Raw genomic sequence first — 23119 nt, 5'->3', positions numbered from 1 at the left:
AAATAATGAAAAAAAGATTTAGTTACTATATAAAATTATGTTTTATTCTCCTAGTAAGCGTAATTTTAATTAAGGGTTGTCATGGCAATCATCATCAAATTACAAATTCAAATCAGACCAAATTAGCAATATCTGAATGTAAAGTCATCACACAGCCTGTAGGTGAAAGCTGTATTCCTTTACAACCCCAACGCATTATCGCATTAGATGAAACTTCTATGGAAGCGTTGTTAGCACTGGACTTAAAACCAATAGCAGCAACACAACCGAATATTGCAGGTAGTATCATACCAAAGTTAGGTAAAAAAGCTGAGGGAATAGTTTATTTAGGAAAAAATAGTCAACCAAATATAGAAAAAATGGTACTGTTAAATCCAGATTTAATTTTGGGTTTTTCTATCAGCGCAGAACAATACAAATTATTTTCCCAAATAGCCCCCACAGTTACACTAGATTATATTCAAAATGGTTGGAAAGATGCTTTATCACGTATTGCTGAAATCACAGGCAAAAGTGAAAAAGCACAAAAATTATTGGAAGAATACCAACAAAGAGTTGAAAAATTACGCACATTTATAAATCATAACCTCAAAGAAAAAACTGTTTCTGTGAGTCGCTTTTATGCTGGCAACAAATTTACAGAATTTCGCACTAAATATTCATTTCCTGGCAGTCTACTGACAGAAGTGGGAATAGTTCTACCAGAAATTCAAAATCAACTGACTACTTATGAAAATCAACCTCTAGTTTCAGTTAGTTTAGAACGTCTAGATTTAATCAATGCTGATATTTTATTTATCGCTTTAGATCCCGGTGCGGAAGAAAATTTTCAACAATATCAAAATAGTCCACTATGGCAAAATCTGAAAGCAGTCAAAAATCAACGAATCTATACTGTTGATTCAAGTTACTGGATTTTCGGAAATATTCTTTCAGCCAATGCTATTTTAGATGATTTGTTTACATATTTGGTGAAAACATCATGATATTTGATTCTGAAAATATAGAAACTCTACAATTTGCTCAAAAAAAAGCTAATAATAATATACTAGATTTTTTACTAGAAATATTTACTCTTGCTCAAAGAAATTTAGATAGTTTCTATACAGACATCATAATTTTGACTCAGCCTCCTGATGGTGCTGAGGTGATTTCAGTTAATGATTATCTACAACCAGATAGACTTTTATCTGAATGGCAAACCAGCGATATATACCAAAAAACTCAAGACATTCGCATTGCGGCATCTATCTGGAACAAAGTTTACAGTTGGAAAACATTACCTGGTGTTTTAGCTTTGATGACTTGGGCAGGAATTGGCTTAAATTCAGAGATTGATAATGTAAGTTTTGTGTTAGAAAATGGTGAACCCAAGGCGTTATATTTTCATGATTTAAGTGGTACTGTAATTTATCCCCAAAGATTACCTATACCCATTCCTCAAGATTATCCAGGCAAAATAGTAAATAGCGTGGAAGATTTACATCAAGCTGTATTTACTAGCTTATTTCAGCGCAATTTTGCCCCGATGATAGAACGGGTTCATAGTTTAACTAAACTTTCTAAAAAAACTATGTGGGGTAATGCGGTAAATGCTTCAGAATGGCAGTTTTCAGAACTTAATAAAGTTACAAATTCAGAATCAATAAAAACAGATTATTCCGTTTTATATGAACAACCCGATAGTTTAGTTATGCCAGGACGAAACCCACTTTATAATTTAGTCCGCACTGAGAAAATTAACGAACCTGGTTTACCAGCTAAAACTACAGTCCGTCTTACCTGTTGTTTATATGCCTTCATTCCTCCTTGTGATGAAAAATGTACAAACTGTCCTTTATTAAAACCACAGGAAAGAATTGCCCAAATCAAGGAATACATCACAGAAACTGATTGAAATCATAATTCAAGTAAAGTCGTAAAAAATGCTAGAAGAACAACAACCAGCCAATATGCGTAGTTTTCTCGTTGTTTGGCTTGGTCAATTAGTTTCTACCATTGGTAGTAACATGACCAGTTTTGCAATTGAAATTTGGGCATGGGAAATCACAGGTAAAGCAACAACCCTCACTCTGGTTGGTTTTTTTAGTTTACTACCAAGTATTATCATTACCCCCATTAGTGGTGTAATTGTAGACAGATTTAACCGCAAATTTTTAATGATGGTGGGTGATACAGTTGCCGTTTTCTGCACAATTATAATTTTGTTGTTACATCTCACCAATAATTTACAAATTTGGCACTTTTATCTGACAGGCGCAATTGTTGGAACTTTTAATCAATTTCAGTCTTTGGCGTTTGAGTCATCAGTATCATTAATGATTCCTCAACAACATTATACCCGTGCTAGTAGTCTGGGATTTTTGTCAGGTTACGGTAGTCAAATTATCGCTCCTGCTTTGGCAGGATATCTTTACACAGTTATTGGTTTTTCAGGAATTTGGTTAATTGATATTTGTAGTTTTGCTACAGCAATTAGTAGTTTATTTTTAGTTAGTATCCCTCAAACACCACCTAAAAATAACGAAAATATAGTCAATATCTGGCAAGATTTGGGGGTTGGTTGGCGTTATATTATCACGCACAAAAGTTTATTGGCATTGCTATTAGTTAACTTATTATTTTGGCTACCCCATGACATTGGTAATTCACTATATACACCAATGATTTTATCAAAAACAAATAATAATACTTTAGTGCTAGGTAGTTTAGCTTCTGCGGCTGGTTTTGGTGGGGTGGCAGGTGCTATAATTGTTAGTATTTGGGGCGGTTTTAAACGGAAAATCAACGGCGTTTTACTAGGAATGATCGGTGCAGGTATCAGTAAAATTGTTTTTGGTTTGGGTAGAACAGCTTGGGTTTGGATTCCTGCACAATTTTGTTCTTCTTTGAATTTCCCGTTAAATGGTAGTTCTGATACTGCTATTTGGCTAGCGAAAGTACCATCAAATGTACAAGGAAGGGTTTTTGCAGCGCGATCGCTACTTTTACAGATCGCTTCTGCGGTAGGCTATTTAATAGCAGGCCCGTTGGCAGATCGTCTTTTTACACCAGCCTTGCAATCAGGGGGTGTTCTAGGTCGTATGTTTGGCGGATTACTTGGAACTGGTACTGGTGCAGGAATTGCCCTGTTATATGTGATTTGTGCAGTATGTATGTTACTGGTTGGTTTACTGGGTTTCTTTGTACCTGTGCTGTGGGAGCAAGATTAGTGATTTTATTTCTTAATAAATACTCAGATTCTTTAGAGATATTCAATGATTCCTTATGAAACCAGTCCTATATTATTCGCCCTTTTATCAGCGTTTTTTGCCGCATTGACTACTATTTTTGGCAAGATAGGAGTAGGGGGTCTTACGTTGCCTTGAGCAAATACTTAAATAAATCATCAACTATAGCATTAGCTGAGAGAATACTGCCAAAAATCCAGTAACTAGAATCCACACTATAAACTCGCTGATTCTGCACTACATTGAGAGTTTGCCAAATACGAGTATTTTGATATTGATTAAATACCTCTCTAGCACCAGGATCTACTGCTACAAATAAAACATCAGCATCCAGTAAGTCTATCCGTTCTAAGCTGAGTGTTACTACAGTATCATCAGCAGTCTTAATTAATTGACGTTGATGAACTGGCATAGAAATTCCTAACTCTGCCAAAATACTGCCAGGAAAAGAATATTGAGAACGAATTGCAGGAACTTTATTACCACCGTGAAATCGACTCACAGAAACCTCTAGTTCATTGATTTTCTCACCCAAAGCAGTGCGTAATTTTTCTAGACGTTGTTGATATTCAATTAATAATGTCTTGGCTGTTGCAGTTCTATTGACTATTTCAGCCAGACTCATCAAAGTTTCTTTCCATTGACTATGGACATTTTGTAATTTAACCGTAGGTGCTATTTGGGAAAATAATTTATAATTTGCTGCATCAATACCATACGTACCAATAATTAAATCTGGATGTAGTTTTAGTGTGGTTTCTAAATTAAACTGACTCTCTTTACCTATATAATTTATCCCATCCATTTGACTTGTTAAAAAATTAGTTTTACTAGCTACAAAAGCCGTATCTACTGTAGCTATTGGTTTTATACCTAATGCAATTAAAGCTTCTAGTGATACTTGTTCTGTAACAATAATGCGTTGCGGATTTAGAGAAACACAAGTTTCGCCTAATTCATGTTTTACTAATTTACATTCGGTATTTAATAATTTTGGTTTGGACAAAGTTAAGTCTTGATATTTGACACCATGACAAGCAGTAACTATTAATGCTGATATGATTACCAAAAAGCATAGCTTGATATAGTAAAAGCACCCTTTTTTCATATTTAACAAGACAAAGAAAAGGTTTGAAAGTATCTTATCATAAAGCTTTGTTCCTAAAATTTGGACTTCATTGATCTCAAATTTGATATATAGGGTGGGAATTTTTGATTATATTTACTGCCATAGAAAATTTAACCTATAAATACCCACTATACACAAATTGTAAGCATTCAGCCGTCAGCCATCAGCCATAAGCAAGAGCCTAAGAAACATCAATACTAACCTGTAGCTTTCTCTCATTAACAGTTGTGAAACTTGACAAATTATGCTCATTTTAAGACAAATCTGCCTAACTGTAGGAAAAAGCTGATTACTGATTACTGATAGCTGAATACTTGCCACAAATCAAACTTTAAACCAATCAAAATTCAAAGGTAACATTGCCAATCACTGTAAAAGGAGCAGCCGGAACAACAAAAAAACCTTGGGATTCATAATATTTAGTGTCAAAAAGGTTCTTAAAGTTGAGAGCAGCCCGCCAATTGTTCTTTTTATAAAAGACACTAGCATCTGTTCTCAGATAAGAAGGAATTTGGATTTGATTTGGTAAAGATGCTTCCCGTTCACCAGCATAAACTAATCCTAATCCTAGTCCTAAACCTTGTAAATTTCTTTGTTGAAATTCATAGGTAGTCCATAAACTAGCACTATGATAAGGCACACCAACTAACTGATCATTTAATAGGTCAGAGTTATTATCTTTGCTGACAGAAGCATCTGTGTAAGCATAAGTAGCAATGATTTTCCAACCTGGTGAAATTTCTCCAACTACGTCTAGTTCAACTCCTCGGCTTTTTTGTTCACCAGTTTGAACGCTAAAGCTATCGTCTTCTGGATCAGGAGTTAATACATTCTTCTTGGTAATTTCAAAAAAAGCTAAAGTTGCAGAAAGGCGTTTATCCAGAAAATCTTGTTTAATTCCTATTTCAAATTGTTCTGATGTTTCTGGTTTAAATGGTTCATTATTGCGGCTTCTCCCAAAATATTGCGGGTTGAAAGCATTTGTCCAACTGGCATAAATTGAGGTGGTGTCTGTAGGTTGATAAACTATACCTAAACGGGGAGAAAATTCCGAATCTGAATTTCTAGTGTTTAAATCTGGGTCGTCTTCATATCTGTCATAGGAGTTTACCCAGTCAAAACGACCACCAGCTAAGAATTTGAAATTAGGTGTAAGTTCAATTAAATCTTGTAAGTAAAGTGCGACATTTTCCCCACCATATTCCCCCACATAGGTGCGACGTATGTTTTCTGGTTGTGCGCCATAAACAGGGTTGAATATATCTAAGTCGGCAATATCACCCTGGAAAAAATTACTTTGAAATTGATAATTAGCTAACTCAAATCCAACGAGGATATTATGGCGAATTGTGCCTGTGTTAAATTTACTACTAATTTCATTTTGAAAAGCAAGATTTGTTTGGTCACTTTCAGAACGACGGAATCTACGGCGTACTGTCTGCCTATCTGCTCTAATTCCCCTAGATTGTACTCCTTGGGAAGCACCGCTAACACTCAGGATATTAAAACCTTGGCGGAATTTCCAGTGATTGTTGTAACCAAATTTGCTTTCTAAATTGTAGGCGAAGTTATTAGATTTATATTCAGAATCCTGAAGATTTGGTTCATCTAAAGAGCGACTAATGGGAAGCTCAAAAATTACTGTGCTATCAGAAGGAAAACCCCGATCAAAGACGTAGTTGTATTTCTGATATTCATAAGCAAAGGTGAGATTGGTATTTTCTCCTAATTTCAGGCTAACAACAGGATTAATAAATGTACTTTCATTTTCTATAAAATCCCGGAAACTGTTAGCATTTTCATAAGCTACATTCAGCCGATAAAGTGCTGCCCGATTTTCTGTGAGTGGCCCTGTGAGATCAATTGTGCCACGATAAAAATTATAACTCCCAAATGTTCCACCAATTTGATAGAAGGGTTCTGATAGGGGTTTTTTAGTAATTGTGTTAACTACACCACCGGGACTTAAAGCACTTCCATATAAAACAGAAGCAGGTCCTTTGAGAAATTCTACTCTTTCAACACCAGCTACATCACGCGGACTGGTAAAACCAAAGTCTTTAAAACCATCACGCAGGTTTTCAAAACCTGTAGCAAAACCACGAATAAAATAACCTTGAGATGCTAGTCCACCTAAAGTACCTTGAGGACGTACACCACTAACATTATCTGCTAGTTCGTTGAGTCTAACAACTTGTCTGTCTTGAATAACTTCTTTAGGTATAACTTGGATAGATGCGGGAACATCACGCAAAGGAACTTCTATTTTTGTGCCGGTTGATGCTTCCCTGACTCGATAGCTATCTTGTTCACCTGTAACTACCAGTTCAATGGGTTCATCAGTCTGGGCTGTTGGTTGTGCTGTGGGGGTGTGAGTAGTAGGTTTCTCCTCTGACGACTGTTGTGGTGTTTCTGGTTGAGATGCGGAAGGTGATACAGGTGTCACACTGAAAATTAAACCTGCATCACTATCAAATAGTTCATAAATAGGTGTTCCCGCCTCTCCCGTGACAGTTATTCTGATAGTGTTATTGTCTTGGTTGATAACTGTAATTTCAGTAATACCCGCAAAAGGTTTTTCTTGCCGAAATGTGTTTCCTGATGGCAAACGCAGTTGAGCATTAGTAATATCGGCAATGAAGCTATTTCCCGAACTGCTATTAGCTACTTGTAATTGTTCGCCTTGGTTAGTCTCTAAAATTACTTCTATACCTTTATCTGTGGTATCAATCCGCACTCCATTGACAAGAATTGGAGATTGAGGTGTGGATGCTTGAGATAGTAATCTTTTGAGATTTCTAGATGTACTACCTCCTTCAGACAAAGAAGGATTTTCCAAGCTATTACCACTTCCCCACGCTGGTTGTGCAGCAACTACTACCCCTATTAACCATAAACCCATCAATAATTGCGGTTGTCTCCTCATAATCTCCTCACGTAGACAAGCCTCTTTCAATACCAGAGACTCTGACTGCTATTAGCTAAGAATCTTTTTCAAGAAGCTTAATCTACAATTGATGTGATTTTGAAGACCTAATTGAATCTCAAACGGATTTTTTTGCGCCTCTAACGGATTTTTCGGAAAATTTTACAGCAAATAACTGTATATTATTTAATTTTTAAGCTTTCAGTAACAAATCATAGGATTTAGGATTACTGCCAAACTGCTTACGGAAAGCTGTTGCAAAACGGCTTTGATTTGCATAACCAACAGCACGGGCTACTTCTTTGACATTCATTTGTCCTTCTAAAAGTAATTGGCGTGCTTTTTCCATGCGTTGTTGGTGTAAGTAGGTAAATGCAGTTGTACCAAATACTTGGCGAAAGCCTAGCTTGAGTTTGTAGTCGTTTAATCCTACTTGTCTGGCTAATTCTAGTAAGGAAGGGGGATTATCTAAATTGTTAGTTAAAATTTCCTTAGCATAATGAATTCTATCAATATCATCTTTTTTAAAATTAGTGGTCTTTGTACCATTATTTTCTTTTTTAGCTAATTGTTCCAGTTTCAGGGCAATTAATTCTAAGCATTTACTTTCTAGATAGATTTTTTTGGTTAAACCTCTAAAGGGACAATTGATAATTTGTTCCAGGGCTACACGCATTTCTGGGGTAGTATTGTCAATTTGAAAAGATGATTCTTGATGAGTTTTGATAAGGTTTTGCAGGATTGCCGGTGATATGTAATTTAAGCCATCTGTAATAAAACTATCCAGTAAATCAGGGGATTCTGGATGTATATCAACTTTTAAAAGTCTTTGCTGGCGCAAAAATTCAGTCTTGTTATTATAGTAGATACCACCACTTTGAAAAAAGTTTTGTCCAGCATTAGTTTTATTCCAACACCCTAATAGATGAAAGCCAAATTCTAGACCACCGATAAAAATTTCTGGTTCTGTTTTTTCTATGACTAATTCATGATGAAATTCAGCATCAATAATTAGTAAACTAATGTTTCTCAGTTCAATCCAGCGTTCATATCCAGTACCAAATTGTTGAGGACATAGATTAATAATATCAGATGGGTCTGATGGGTCTGGTTGTTGGGTATTTTGGTTGCGTTCTCTCCACAATTCTTGGTAATCTGCTAGTGAGATAATATTCGCCATGCGCTACCCTACAAAACAAAAATACTAATTAAGTGATGATATTATCAATAAACTTTCTCAAAAACCTTGGATATAAGCGTATCAGAATGTAACAATGTTGTCTAGAGTTTTGGTAAGTAAGGGGGAGATAGCCAATACTTGGCAACGCTAGTGCGTGGTAGGGGCGAGTTAACAAATGCTACCAACCATTAATCGTGATCTCGCTCAACCCGCTCCTCCTCTGAATTTGGGTACAGTATCTTGCTAATGAGAGTGTTATATAGTATAATCTCATTTTTTGAAAAAATACCTATGATTATAGGTATAAATTCGCTAACCGCTACATGAGCAAGCAGTGAAAATCGGGAACATAAGCACCAAAGATTACGTATTATATTCTAGTGTGGTGTGGGAATTGAAAAACCTATAAGTCGCAATATTTATGTGATTAACAACACTATATTAGTAGCAGTAAATATGTATCCCATGAAACTTAGATTTTGGACAAACTTTCTGTTTGCTGGTTTAGTATGTCTACCTTTAGATTTTGTCAGTCAGACGCAGGTTTTGGCAGTAGATCAGGTTGTGCAAATAGCACAAACAAACTCCGATTATGACCAATATATGCAACTTGGTTATACAGAAACTAGACGCAGAAACTATCGCAAGGCTTTAGGATATTTCCAGCAAGCACTACAAATCAAACCTAACGATCAGTATGCCACTATAGCGGTGAGGAATGTCAGTAGTTACATTGAGCAGCGCAGAAGTCTGATTATGTTTGTTCCGGGTAAACCTGGTAGATTAGCAACTGCTGCCACCAGAGGCAATTGCTTCTTAAATGGAAAGACTGCCATTCCTTTGATACCGACAAGCAAAGAAGCCCAACTAACGACAGCAGAGCATCCCACATTCTTTTTCTACATTCCTGAAACTGTTAAACCAATACAAGGTTTGGAATTTCTGTTGCGGGATAATGAAAGTATGGAAACCTTGTATAAAAAAAGTTTGAAACCTGTTGAACAAGGAGGGATTGTGAGTGTAACTATCCCGACGGATCAACCAGCATTAAAGACAGGTAAAAATTATACTTGGGCTTTTTCTATGGTTTGCGATTATCGTAATCGTGATCAAGACCTATTCCTACAAGGTAAAATTGAGCGTGTGCAAGACGAAAACCTGTCTGAGCAGATACAGCAAACAACCCAACCTTTAGATCAGGCGATTCTTTATGCAACAGCTGGAGTGTGGGAAAATGCTCTCAGTGTTATAGCTAATTTACGCCGCGAACGTCCCAACGATCGCCAAGTTCAGAAATATTGGACGGACTTGTTGAAATCAGTAGAACTGGATACTGTGGCAAACAAGCCACTATTATCTTGTTGTACTACCGAAAATTAAAATAGCTGATCTCAATTGGCAACAAGAATGCGGCTGATAGATGAGGTAGGGGCTTGCGCCCCTACAAATTTTAGAGGATATTTGAAGGGTATGAAATCACCAAGGATTACCCACCATTGTGAATGCAGCCCAATAATAAGGATGAGTGAGCTGTAAATCGGTTTCTTCAACAACACTCTCAGCAGGCAAACGTAAGCCCTGAACTGCTTCTAAACCTTGCAACTGACTATTTTTCAGATAAACCTGTCCTTTAGCCATAGCTACCTGAGCGGTTCTGAGGGCATCTGCACGGATGGGTGCAGTCTTGAGGGAGGCATAAAATTTTGTCATCAAAGCCGCCGTAGCAGCATCGTTGACTGCCCACATACTAGCAATCGAGGTTTTCACCCCGGCGAGTACAGCTAAACCGGCAAAGCCAATTTCTGCTTCTTCATCACCTAAAGCAGTTCTACAAGCACTCAGCACTATCATCTCAACTTGGGGTTCATTCAACCGTAATTGCCGTAATTGGTTTAAGCGTAATTTATCATCCCATAATTGAATATAGGAGTTGCTCAAGGGGCCGGGAATAAAGTCGGCATGGGTGGCTAGATGAATAATGCCGAAGGGTTGTTGACTACGAACCCGTTTCAGATTTTCTAATGTCGCTTGCTGATCTAACAACAATTTGCCAGGCCAGAGTTTAGAGACGAGAGTGGATAATTCAAAGGGAACAGCTGGTAATGGTTGTTGTCCCTGAGTGCTTTGAGAAATTCCCAAAGCCAAAATTTGGGATTGTTTAATGTCGGTGTAAACGGTGTTAGTTAAACTCAGGCTAGGCATTAAGCCCAGACTATATTTCTCGACGAGAAATTGTTTACCATCGTGAAGTGCTGCCATTGGCGTTGTACGTAAGCCAATATCTGGCAAGAAGACGAGGTTATCAATACCTTGAGCTTTTAATTCCGCCTCTAGTGGCGCAATTAACCAACTATAAAGTTGTTGAGATGGCTTTAAGTAACCGTTGGTGCTGCGGTTGAGGGGATTGACTATTTGATTGCGAAATTCTTGCGCTACTTGCAAGACTTCGGCTTTAGTGGCTGTGGGGATGCGTTTGCGGATGGGATTTCCTGAACTTGTGACGACTACTATTTCTAATTGATCGCGATCGCTCTCGCCGACGGTGTTTAATATTTGATTAGATTTGTTGTTCTTCGTCGCTATGTTGGGTGCAATTTCCACTGGCACAAAACTGAAGTAAATTAACGCCGGTTTTACGCCTGTGGTTTGTTCTGTCTGGCGGACAAGCGCAATTGCATCTTCTATGGTTTTGACTTTAGGCGTAGCTACACCTAACTGGCTAGCAATCTTATTGGTGAAGTCTCTTTCTGGATTGCTTTCGCGCTCCAATACTGGTTTACCAAGATTAGTACCTTCAGTTTTAGGTGGGAGAGTAGGCGGTTGACAACTAGACGGTAAAACCTCACAGTTGTCTAGTGTTGGGGGTGTAGAGACTTGTATTCCCACCTCTACAGGTATAGTTGTAGCTGAAACCACATCACTAGCTCTGATGCTAAAAGCCTGAATGCTGCTGCTAGTAGTAATATTTTCTGGTGGGGTATAGGTTAATGTCTCACCTATAGTTAGGCTGTCTCCAGGCTGTAACACTGTACCGCCTCGGCTCAGTGTCCCTGCCAAAATAGAATCTATCTCCACAGTAGTATTATCCAGATTCACATCCCCTACACTGGCTGTAAACGTAAAGTCAAAGGGTACTCCTGGTTGAGCATTCGAGGCAATGGGGGAGTTGGTGGTTAGTGTCGGTGGTGTGTTAACAGACGTAATAGTGATGTTGCTGGGTGTGCCTTCGGCATTTCCACCATTCGGCAAGACTGGGAAGCTGATGGGAGAGGATGGGGATTCAGTCGCGGAAGGGGGAGGGATTTGCGAATCAGTACCCGCATAAATTCCTCCTACTGTACCATTGACAAGCTGTGCTGTTTCACTTTCACTGAGATTACCTACAGTAAATGGCACGTTGTCAGGGCCACCATCATGTCTAATTGTTACCTGTCCCCCACCAGGAAGTGGAGAACGAGAAGCACCTTCACCAGCACCGAAAGACAAGTATTCACCACTGTCGATGGTATAACCTGTAGATGTTGTACTTAGTCCTTGTACCAATCCGTTGGTCAAAACTCGCACATTGCCACCTGTAGTGTTTGCAGTGCTAGCTGCGGCACTGGTGTTAATGCTGTTGAAACTAATTATACTACCAGCCGGATTAGTAGTCTCAAGAGTGACATTCCCACCTGTAGCCGAATATGATCCACTGAAGCCAGTCACTGTTGCTGAAGCATCAATACCAGCAACATTAATATTATTTCTGGCTGTCAAGCTTACTGTACCACCTGTTCCTGTAAAAGTGTTGCTTCCACTCGAAAAACCAAGAAATAAATTTGAGTTAATATTTTCTGTATTAATACTACCACCAATAGCATTAATTGTTACGTTGCCACTTTGACTACTACCAGTAGTACCATAACCAAAGCCATAACCAAAACCTGCAAACATTTCGGTGTTAAGATTTCCCAGATTGATATCGCCATTGGTACTTTGTACGCTGATATTGCCTGGCAAATAGGTATTAACTGAAGAAGAGTCATCAACATTGGCAAGAATATCACCGGCTGTGATGTTTCCTAGTGCAGATAAAGTCACATTGCCACTATCGTCGAAGGTAGATATTATACCGTCGCTGCTGAGAATACTTCTGGTGTCAAGTGTGCCTAAGCTGATAGTACCATTACTACTGTTAACTGTAATGTCACCCGGAGCATAACCATCACCACTGGCGACAATATTACCCGCCGAGATGTTGCCAAATGCAGATAAAGTCACATTGCCATGATCGCCATCGCTAAATGCTACGCTACCATTATCGAAATTGGGTCTAGTTTCCAGGTTTCCTAGGGTGATGCCACCATTACTACTGGTAACTGTAATGTTACTTGCATAGCCATCACCACTAGCCAAAATATTTCCGGCTGAGATATCGCCAACTGCGGATAAACTCACATCTCCGCTATCAGGGAAATCAGTATTATTAGGCGTTGTATCCAAATTTCCTAAAACTAGACTAGCCCCTTCAATGTTGATTGCTCCTCCATTAGTTCTGATGGTATCGTTGGTGTCAACAAATCTAACTGTGCCATTGGTGGACGTTAAACTAAAACTGCCGCTATCGCCCAAGTCTAATACGACGACATTCGGAATATCTGAGAGAGAACCGGTGATGTTTTCGATAGTAATATCACCAGTTGCCTCTAAATTAATCGTAGCCCCACTGCCCAAAGATGCCAGCGCACTCCAGGAAATGGTGTTGGTGTTTGTGCCAGAAGGATCTTGATCGTTCTCAAAAATATTGCCATCTGCACTAAAAATTGTCTCGTCAAATGTACCGCTTCCTTCTTCGATGATGGTTAAGGTGCTGGGGTCAAGTAATAAAGTACCATTTTGACCATTAGGGGCGAAAGCATCTACCAAACCTTGGAAGGTTAAGAAGTTTTTGCCGGATACTTCTACAAAACCACCGTTTCCACTATTTGCGCCGCCACGGGCGGAAATCTTACCAAAAAACTGTGTGGAGTCGTTAGCCCAAACAATGACGCGTCCACCGTCGCCATTTTGGTGACTATTGGCGTTAATGACAGTGTTTGAGTTAATGTAAGTCTGCGTGGCAGTTGGTACTGTACCGCCACCTTTGTAATCGCCACCAATCAAGACTGTACCACCGCCATTGGTGCCGGAGGCGTTAATATTAGCGTTGATTACACCGACGTTTGTCCCCAAAATATTGACTGTTCCGCCTGTTGTGCCGGAAACATCCACATTACCACTGACGATGGTTGTGCCTGGGGTGGTGGGGATGGTGAGGTTAGCATCGGTTAATGTGACGCTACTATCAGGGTTAGCTGTTAACCCTGTGTTGATGTTACCGACTGTGAGCAATTCTGGTAAGGAGGCGATCGCAATTGTCCAATTGTTGGGTTGGCTACTATTAGCCGTGAGGTTTTCCAGTTCCAAACTCAACAGATTTCCCGGTTGACTCAGCCTTACCCATTTCTGTCCCGGTACGGAGGTAACAACTATCTCTCCGGCTGGTGCGGTGAGTTGTCCAGTATTTACGACTGTTCCACCCAATAATGATAAACTCTGCCCAGTACCCACTGCTAAGTTACCAGCGTTGATGATTGCCCCTGGCTGGTTCATGGTAAAAGCAAATCCGGTGGGTTCGCCTACCAAGTTGGCATAGTCATTATTACCGACAGCGTTCAACCATTGATTGTTAAATTTAATGCCATTGGCGGTTGTAGCTGTAAACGCACCGGGAACATTTAAACTGGCATTACTACCAAAAATAAATCCGGCAGGATTCATCAAAAATAGGTTAGGGTTACCCCCTGTCACCTGAATTAAGCCGTTGATAATTGAGGGATTACCACCTGTTACCCGACCGAGTATATTTCTTAAGGCGGGGTTGGCTTGGAAGTTGGCTATTTGTTCGGCACTTACTCCAAACTGTTGAAAGCTATGGAACAGGTTCAAACCGTCGCTGGAAGTTGTGCCACCTGTGATGTCAATTCTGTTGCCATTGGGTGTGACAATGGTATTTGTGCCGGGGGTGGGGGCAATGTTTTGGGTTTGGGCGATCGCTGTATTCATTCCCCATAAGGAAAAAATTCCCATGCAGCTAACACCCAAGCTGACAGTCGTTTGGGTTAACGCAGACTTCAAGCTATTGGTGAGAGTTGTTCGCCATGTTGGTTTCCGCCGCAAGATGAAACGACCTGCGGGTAATTCGACATCGATGGCAAATTTGTCAGCTAGTCCCCGTCGTTGCAATGCTTGCGCGATCGCTTTTTGCGACCAAAGAATTTGCTCGGTTCTTTTGGTTGCAGAGATGCTGTGATTGTGAAGGCGACACAGGTAAAGCGGCTGTTGCACTCGTCCCACTTGCGTAACTTCGGAAAGTCGCAAACACAGATCATAATCATAGGCATAGTCAGAAGCAGATATATGCACACCTCCCACCTGTTCATACACTGAACGCCGCAATAAGCGGAATTGGAAGGTCATAAAATCTACCAATAACCTTTGGGGAGAATAGGGAATCCGACAGCGATGACCATAACCCAGCACTTGACCATCCGCATTAATATCTATATAATCTGTATAAACTAATCCCACCTCTGGGTGATGATTCAGAACGGCGGCGGTTTGGGCTAAAGCCGTAGGTGCCAGGATATCGTCACTATCTACCCAACCCAAATAAGCCCCGGTAGTTTGAGCGTTGGCGGCTTTCCGGGCTTTGACAGTTCCTTGATGCGGTGCTGCTACTACCCGCACTCGGCTATCTTGTTGGGCATACTCTTGGGCAATCACCACTGATCTATCTGTGGAGCCATCATCCCACACCAGTAACTCAAAATCTTGCCATGTCTGCTGTAAGACGCTGGCGATCGCTTCGCCTAGATAAAGCTCCCGATTGTAATTAACGATAACAATGGAGATCAGTGGTGACATGGAATTACTCCCAGGTTTTCTGCTACTACCAGAATATAATGCGGTATCATCACTTGTACGAGAAAATACTCTTAATTCTGTTTTTTAGTTACAAATCTTTTTAAGAATAATTGTTAAAAAATGATACATAGATACGTAAACAGCAATCGCATAGGGCAGAATCAACATCAGCCAGTTTGTCAAATTAACCCATCCTACCGAGGTGACATGAGCAAAGGAAAAAAGATTGGTATTGCCTCTGAAGTCCACAATCAGTCAAGAATTGCCAATTTTGCTTTCCGTTGTGTCCCTAGGGTAAAGAATTTCAATTTTCATAGATACCAGTCGAGTTTGCTCTTGATGATGCCTACGCTGTGTCTATTCATTGTCAATGGACAGCGTAGCCTAGCTAGTAATAATCCTCACCCAGTACCTGAGTTAAATAGTCATCAGTATCTACCGACAACTACCATAGTACAGGCAGCAGATGCTACCCCTCCTGAGCCAGAATCTCAGACGCAATCACCACCAGCAACAGAAACACCGATACTTCCAGAAAAGTTCTATGTGCGTCAAATTCAGGTGGTAGGCAGCACCGTCTTTAATCAAAATGACTTTGCACCTATAGTCAAGCCCTTTGAAGCACGGGAATTGACTGTGGAAGAGATGAGAAAAGCGGCTGATGCGGTAACTCAACTTTACTTAAATGAGAATTATCTCAATTCTAGAGCCATTCCTATCACTCCCCAGCCTGGTACTACAGACGGTGTGTTGGTGCTTCAGGTGATTGAGGGGCGGTTGGCAGAGATTGATATTCAAGGGGCAGAACGTGTCAACCCGGCTTATATTCGCAGTCGCATCCAACTAGGCGCGGGTGTGCCTCTAAATGGCATTAACCTAGAGGAACAACTCAGACTACTGCGACTCGATCCCCTATTTACAAATGTGGAAGCTAGCCTCCGTCCTACTGGTAAAGTGGGAGAAAGTTTGTTGATTGTCAGAGTCCAAGAGGCGCAAAATTTTACCAGTAACTTCTTGATTGATAACTATTCACCTCCTAGCGTCGGTGGTGAAAGATTCGGGGTGGAACTGGCTTATCGGAACTTAACGGGATTTGGGGATTTGTTCACAGGTTCTTATTACCGGACGTTTACAGGTGGTTCTGAAGTCTGGGATTTTAGTTATCAGATGCCTGTGAATGCCATGAATGGAACTGTGCAAGTCCGAGTTTCACCTAGTAGCAGCAACATCACTGAGTCACCATTTCGGGAGTTAAACATTCAGGGTGAACAGGATTTGTATGAAATTAATTATCGTCAACCGCTATGGCGAACCACTAGAGAAGAGTTTGCTTTATCATTAGGATTTACCTATCAGGATGGTCAAAGTTTTCTGTTTTTTGGCAACCCCCCCGTCCGTGTGGGTATAGGCCCTGGTAACAATGGGGTGAGTCGTACCAGTGTAATTAAGTTTGCTCAAGACTATGTAAAGCGTGATCTTCAGGGTGCTTGGTTTTTGCGATCGCAATTTAACCTGGGTGTGGGCTTATTTGATGCCACAATTAATCAAGACCCCATCCCTGATAGTCGCTTTTTTAGTTGGTTAGGTCAAATACAGCGATCGCAGCAACTCAATAATGATAATTTGTTACTCATCCAAGCAGATTGGCAACTCACACCCAACAGTTTATTACCTTCCCAGCAATTCGTGATTGGCGGTGGACAGTCTATCCGTGGCTATCGGCAAAATATCCGCGCCGGTGATAATGGTTTTCGTTTGGGAGTAGAAAACAGAATTGTAGTGCAGAGGAATGAAGCGGGATTACCAACAATGCAGCTAGCACCGTTTTTTGATCTGGGTGTTGTCTGGAATCAAGCGGATAATCCCAATAAATTACCTGAGCAAACTTTTCTCGCCGGTGCAGGCTTAGGATTGTTGTGGAATCAGGCTTTAGGAATTGAGCGTCTGAGTATGCGTTTAGATTATGCTATTCCCTTCGTCGATTTGCAAGGCAGGGGTAACAATATCCAAGACGAAGGCTTTTACTTTAGCTTACGCTATCAACCTTAAACTCCTCCCCAGGGATGTAGTTTTTTCAGAAAAACTCAGAAAAAATCAGTAAAAGTTGAGGATATTTGCAAATGGATATTTAAAATACTGACGATGACCGTAAATGCGGTTAATCTAATAACAGATACGGCTTGAGTAAACTATTAAAAAACCTCGAAACAAGTGAATAGCGATCATCAAGAAATTAGCCCCGCACAAAAACCAGATGTCCACCGATATATTCAACAGGCTTATACTTATTTTGCCCAAGGAGATATTGAGGGAGCGATCGCACATTTTCATTTAGCAATTTCTCTTGCTCCCCAATGTGCAGAAATTTATACAGCTAGAGCAAAATTTCGTCAACAAAAATTAGGCGATCATCAAGGAGCATTAGAAGATTATACTAAAGCCATTGGTATAAATCCTGATAATGCTTTCTTTTATTATTGGCGCAGTCAAACTTATCAAAAACTAGGTAATCAGCAAAAAGCAATTGAGGATTACAACGCAGCCATGAATCTCGCTCCTGAAGGTACTATTTATCATCTATTTGATCACGATACCAATAGGTTATAGCTGAAGCAGTGCTTGCGGTGCAGAAGCAGGAGACAAGGAAGAATTAATTCTTATACCAATTTTATGTGAAGTTGCACAGAATTATAAAATCCATTGATTTATCTGTCTTTATCCGCGTTTATCTGCGTCCATCTGCGTTCAATTATGCTTGATCTTTGATTCTAAGCAGGTTCATATTAATTTGATATTACCCAGTCCCCAATCCCCAGTCCCCTATAAACTCTGGACAAGATTCAGCACCTCTCCAGCTGACTGATATCTTTGGGTAAAGTCAAGATGTACCATTTTATTGAGGACTTTAGTCAATTGCTCAGTAGTATCTGCTTTTTGCCACCAATACTGCCAAATTTGTTCACCAGTTTCCGAAGTAACGGGAATAATTACCATACCTGTATTGACATCTCTGCGGAAAACTTTTGGATTTACCCCAGTTAAAGCTTGTATGCCAATAATTCCCAACGCATAAATATCACTGTTGAGTCTTGGCACCCCACTCATTTGTTCACCAGGGGCATAACCGGGAGTACCAATTGCAATAGTCTGATTTTCTTGCTCCTGGGGGTGCTGTTTCGGTTGCACTTGTTTCACCGCACCAAAATCAATTAAAACAATCTGTGCATCTGTTTCTCGCCGCATCAAATTACCAGGTTTGACATCTCGATGAATCACACCATAGCTGTGAACAAAAACTAGCACCTGCAAAACTTGCTTGAGTAGATTGATTACTTCAACCCGTGAGCGAGTTACCCCAGGCGTTAACTCGTCAGACAAAGGATGGCCGGGAATAAATTCCTGAACCAAATAAAATTGCTGGTTTTCCTCAAAAAAGGCTAGTAAATAGGGTATTTGTGGATGTTTACCTAAAGTTTCGAGAATATATGCTTCATTATTAAATAACCGTCTGAGGACACTGAGATATTGTGAATCTTGGTTACTAGGTCGCATCTGTTTCACAACACATACAGGATTTCCCGGTCGTTGTACATCTTGAGCTAAGTAAGTAGTACCAAATCCTCCACTACCTAAAATTTCCGTAATGTTGTAACGTTTATTCAGTAATGTATTTAATCCCAGTTCTTGCCCTACAGGATAGACAGTAGCAGCAAGGGTGATGCCCTGCGTGGGCATCTTGGTTTCTTGAGTCACATAGGCTTGCAACTGAGCAATTAAATCTTGTTGCTCTTGTACCCGTTGCAAGATTTTTTCTTGTTCTTGCTTGCTCTGATAGGCAGTATAAGCCAGAACACCACCGCCCGCCATGACTAAACCCAGTGCCGGAGAAACTACAGGAAACCATCCAGCTAGGGTAAAAATGACAAAATTACTGCCAAATAAAACAGCCAAAGAAGCACCTTCTGCCAATCCTAAGCCTAATGGATGTCGAATCCGCCCGGCTAAAAACCCCCCAACTACACACCATCCCCCTATCCAAATCACTTCCGCCCACCCAGGTAAAAACCAAAACAGACGCTCGTTGTTCAAAACCGCGCTCAGAATTTGGCTGACCATGTTAGCATGAATTTCTACTCCTGCCATCTTGCCAGAATCATCAGCTTTTCCCGAAGTAAATGGTGTATTAAAAATATCTTTTAAAGTGGGTGCTGTGGAACCAATTAATACAATGCGGTCTTTAACTACATCCGGTTTCACCTGGCCTGAAAGTACATCTGTCACAGTAACTTGCTGGGCAACTTGACGAGGAGAACGGTAATTTAAGAGAATTTGGTAGCCTTGGGCATCTGCATTTTGATATCCACCAGAGTGACTTTGCAGAGGTTTCAAGACAACATTACGTAGTTGCAGTTCTTGGTTGGCGGTTAATTGCGGCTGAATACCTCCGACTTGCAAATATTTCAGGGCTAACTGCCAACTCAAGGAATAGGGGCTTTTACAACTATCGGATTGATCTACATTAACTGATATGAGATTCCGCCGAATCAAACCATCCGTATCTTCAACAACATCGCTAAATCCTACTTGGAATGGTTCTGTTCCTTGTGGGGGTGCAATACCAGGATTTTTGCTATCGGCGTGTTTACAGATAGAAACGATAACATCACTTAGTTGTAAGCGTTTTAGTAGTTTTTCATGGCCAGGTTGTACAGGTAAATCCCGAAAAATATCTAAACCTATGGCGCGGGGTTGATATTCTACAAGTTTGCCCAACAATCGGTCTAGAACTTCCCCAGATAAAGGCCAATTCCATTTTTGCAAATCCTGTTCAGTGACAGCGACAATTAATAGACGCGGATCTGGCCCTGGATCAGTACGCAATTGCATCATCTGGTCATAAACTCTTAACTCCAGGGCTTCTAGCACTTGCAGTCTTTGAACTCCCAGGATGAAAATTGTGGCGATCGCACTAGAAATAATGACTGGCTGTTTTAATAGTTTCTGAAAATTTGCTAACATTTCACTAAGGAGATATTTGATAAAATTTAAGTATTTTTTAGATTATTTTATCTTCTTGAAATTATGTGTCCAAGTTTACAAATTTTATTTTTTATTAATCATTCATTATAGAATCTTATATAAATTTGTGAAACAGTTAGGTGAAAAATAAATAATACTGTAATTTTATAATTAACTTTAATTATGCAGATAATCATAGAGTTATTTGCAGTTATAAATCATCACAATTGATAGGAAATACCAATTCTCTATGAAGTTGCATCAAATCAATGATGTAGAGACTAAGAGGCTATTTATCAAGTAAATATTAAGTAGGGTGTGTTACGGCTGATATCATGTCCGGCTAATTACTTATGATAAGTTTTCGATGCTGATCTTTTCTCTTTTCCTGTTCCCTGTTCCCTATTCCCTATTCCCTATTCCCTGTTCCCTGTTCCCTGTTCCCTGCTGTAAATAATCTCTAAGCATAGCTAGTCTCTACAGTGCAGAATCAAGTGCATCTATGGCTACGCCACGCAACAGTATCAGGTAAAAAAATCTTTTTTGTCTTTTTTCTGGAATTGAGGAAAGCCTTTGGTTTTCTGGGAAAAAACATTTTAACGCATCTGATAATTGTATTAATGCGTATTGAGGAGCGCATTTCGATACTTCATCAGAACTTACGCAACTGGCACATTGGTAGCTGATATCTTGCACCATTCTCAATAACCGTAGGGTGGGCAATGCTGAAAATACGCTCTAACCATTATTTTTACGTTGTGAGCATTGCCCACCTGACTTTATTTGCAATAAAGCAACTGGTGCAAGATGTAAGGTAGGGCGCGTCAGATGGCAAACATAAGTTTATTTGCAGGATTTATGCAGGATGACGCACCCTACATATAGATATTGAGTGTGACACTTGCACCAGTCCTATTCATCACACCAGGGAAGGGTAGAATTGATTGATGCTACTAACCAGTCAGGATAATCTAGTGCGGTTTGCCTTGTATATTATGTAGTTACATAGACTTACCCAATCAATCTAGAATACCATCAAAAGTCAATTGCCAGAATTTTTTAGTAAAAATTTTAAACATTGATTAAGTATTACCATCAAAATGATGAATTTGGCTTGACGCGAGTGATGTCATAAGCTGAAATTAAAAGAAGTAAAAATTAATCTTAAAACTTGCTATCATGCTTAAGTGGTAGCGTTGAATATTGTCAAAATAATTATTATTCTGTTGGCTAAAAGTTTAAACTTGAAATTAAATTTAGGATGGCTTCCATCAAATGAATTCCCCACCTTCTTCAAATTTTTGGAATGGACGATTTGTAGGTGATAACCAGCGATACCGGATAGACAGACCCATAGCTGCGGGGGGCATGGGAGAAGTCTTCTTGGCAACAGATACCCGTGTCGGTCAGCAGGTAGTGTTGAAGTTACTCAAAGATACGCTGGTAGCATCACCAGAGATGAGAAAGCGTTTTGAGCGGGAGGTGGCAATCTCTGCGGCCTTGCAAAGTGACCACATTGTCAAGATTATTGATTGTGGTGTCACTCCAGAAGGATATCCATTTTATGTGATGGAGTATTTGCGCGGTCAAACATTGCGACACTTGCTACTGTGTGAAAAGCGATTATCTGTAGAACGAACCGTAAGTATTATCTCTCAAGTGTGTCAGGGTTTACATTTGGCCCATCAAGGAGTGACCCTGCAAAAAGATGGCGGCCATGAGCATATTCAGGTGGTGCATCGTGACTTAAAACCCGATAATATCTTTCTTGTACCTACAGATTTGGGAGAGTGGGTGAAAATTTTAGATTTTGGTGTCGCCAAAATCCGCAATCAATCATCAGATCAGACCCATCTCACTCATACCTTTATTGGTACATTTCGCTATGCTGCACCTGAGCAAATCCAAAACAAGGAAAATCTAGATTCCAGGGCTGATATTTATAGTTTGGGGATCATTCTGTATGAAATGTTAAGTGCAGCAGATCCCTTTGGTTTCCACATTCAAGGTAATAATATTAGTGAAGCTTCCTGGGTTCTAGCCCATGCCTATGAGCCACCTAAACCTCTACGGGAGCAACCTGGATGTGAACACTTATCTGCTGAAGTAGAAGCTGTAGTCCTCAAATGTCTGCAAAAGAACCCGAATCATCGCTTTGCATCGGTAGCAGAACTAAATCAGGCTTTGCAAGCCATTACCCAACCTGCGCTGGGCAGTACCAATACTAGCCAAAAACCAATTATTGTTCATCCTCAATCTCATTCCTATCCAGTGCCAGCAGTAGAGTCTAGCCAATCTGACGCTGAAACTATTATTTTTCAGCAAACAGGGTACAATCAAGAGTCAAATGACGATAGCGTTACCCAAATACCGCAACCAATAGAACCACAGCCAACCCCAGGGGAGGTGTTGCCACCACATCCTTCACCCTACGCCAGTGGCAATTACGATAGCGTTACCCAAATACCGCAACCAATAGAACCACAGCCAACCCCAGGGGAGGTGTTGCCACCACATCCTTCACCCTACGCCAGTGGCAATCACGATAGCGTTACCCAACTGCTACAACCAGAAGCACCACAGCCAACCCCAGGGGAGGTGTTGCCACCACATCCTTCACCCTACGCCAGTGGCAATCACGATAGCGTTACCCAACTGCTACAACCAGAAGCACCACAGCCAACCCCAGA

The 23119-nt window shown here is 40.2% G+C and carries 13 protein-coding genes; 7 read left to right on the top strand and 6 right to left on the bottom strand.

Features of this window, described 5'->3' with window-relative positions:
- Positions 1-5 precede the first annotated feature (5 nt).
- The 3 genes from A3775_RS22820 to A3775_RS22810 are packed head-to-tail and all read left to right on the top strand — an operon-like array spanning position 6 to position 3212.
- Positions 6-986 (top strand): iron-siderophore ABC transporter substrate-binding protein, encoded by a 981-nt coding sequence (locus tag A3775_RS22820; RefSeq protein ID WP_066426969.1) that lies wholly within the window; start codon positions 6-8, stop codon positions 984-986.
- Entirely contained in the window at positions 983-1897 is a 915-nt protein-coding gene (locus tag A3775_RS22815; RefSeq protein WP_082803834.1) for a ferric iron reductase, read from the top strand. The genes A3775_RS22820 and A3775_RS22815 overlap by 4 nt, the downstream gene beginning before the upstream one ends.
- Before the next feature lie 28 nt (positions 1898-1925).
- Positions 1926-3212, top strand: coding sequence for an MFS transporter (locus tag A3775_RS22810; RefSeq protein ID WP_066426967.1), 1287 nt, complete (start codon positions 1926-1928; stop codon positions 3210-3212).
- Between the two features lie 142 nt (positions 3213-3354).
- Here A3775_RS22810 and A3775_RS22805 read toward each other — a convergent pair whose 3' ends face one another.
- The 3 genes from A3775_RS22805 to A3775_RS22795 form a co-directional block, all read right to left on the bottom strand.
- The gene (locus A3775_RS22805) at positions 3355-4299 is read right to left on the bottom strand and encodes an iron-siderophore ABC transporter substrate-binding protein (RefSeq protein WP_231867067.1); all 945 of its coding nucleotides are present in this window, start codon (positions 4297-4299) and stop codon (positions 3355-3357) included.
- A 400-nt stretch (positions 4300-4699) separates the two neighbouring features.
- The gene (locus A3775_RS22800; protein ID WP_066382057.1) at positions 4700-7285 is read right to left on the bottom strand and encodes a TonB-dependent siderophore receptor; all 2586 of its coding nucleotides are present in this window, start codon (positions 7283-7285) and stop codon (positions 4700-4702) included.
- A gap of 193 nt (positions 7286-7478) precedes the next feature.
- Positions 7479-8465 carry a helix-turn-helix transcriptional regulator gene (locus tag A3775_RS22795; RefSeq protein WP_082803833.1) on the bottom strand — a complete coding sequence of 329 codons (987 nt, stop codon included), beginning with the start codon at positions 8463-8465 and terminating at the stop codon, positions 7479-7481.
- A 465-nt stretch (positions 8466-8930) separates the two neighbouring features.
- On the opposite strand from A3775_RS22795, the gene A3775_RS22790 reads away from it, so the two are divergent.
- A complete protein-coding gene (locus A3775_RS22790; protein WP_231867066.1) occupies positions 8931-9845 on the top strand; it encodes a DUF928 domain-containing protein in 915 nt (304 codons plus the stop codon).
- 96 nt (positions 9846-9941) lie between these two features.
- Here A3775_RS22790 and A3775_RS22785 read toward each other — a convergent pair whose 3' ends face one another.
- Positions 9942-15410: a CHAT domain-containing protein gene (locus A3775_RS22785; RefSeq protein WP_066426965.1), complete on the bottom strand. Its 5469-nt coding sequence runs from the start codon at positions 15408-15410 to the stop codon at positions 9942-9944.
- Positions 15411-15749: 339 nt separating this feature from the next.
- On the opposite strand from A3775_RS22785, the gene A3775_RS22780 reads away from it, so the two are divergent.
- A complete protein-coding gene (locus tag A3775_RS22780) occupies positions 15750-17459 on the top strand; it encodes a ShlB/FhaC/HecB family hemolysin secretion/activation protein (protein WP_231867065.1) in 1710 nt (569 codons plus the stop codon).
- Positions 17460-17621: 162 nt separating this feature from the next.
- Positions 17622-18017 (top strand): tetratricopeptide repeat protein, encoded by a 396-nt coding sequence (locus A3775_RS22775; protein ID WP_066382068.1) that lies wholly within the window; start codon positions 17622-17624, stop codon positions 18015-18017.
- Positions 18018-18230: 213 nt separating this feature from the next.
- Here the strand turns inward: A3775_RS22775 and A3775_RS22770 are convergent, their stop codons facing one another.
- Positions 18231-20429, bottom strand: coding sequence for a CHASE2 domain-containing serine/threonine-protein kinase (locus A3775_RS22770; protein ID WP_066382071.1), 2199 nt, complete (start codon positions 20427-20429; stop codon positions 18231-18233).
- A 477-nt stretch (positions 20430-20906) separates the two neighbouring features.
- Positions 20907-21128: a hypothetical protein gene (locus A3775_RS25160; RefSeq protein WP_156481715.1), complete on the bottom strand. Its 222-nt coding sequence runs from the start codon at positions 21126-21128 to the stop codon at positions 20907-20909.
- Between the two features lie 576 nt (positions 21129-21704).
- Here A3775_RS25160 and A3775_RS22765 point away from each other — a divergent pair.
- On the top strand, positions 21705-23119 hold a 1415-nt coding region (locus A3775_RS22765), incomplete at its 3' end, for a serine/threonine-protein kinase (RefSeq protein ID WP_082803831.1).

The sequence above is a fragment of the Anabaena sp. 4-3 genome (assembly GCF_001597745.1).
Classification (GTDB): domain Bacteria; phylum Cyanobacteriota; class Cyanobacteriia; order Cyanobacteriales; family Nostocaceae; genus Trichormus.
The sequence above is the reverse complement of the archived record's forward strand: the minus strand, read 5'-3'. Positions and strand labels throughout refer to the sequence as shown.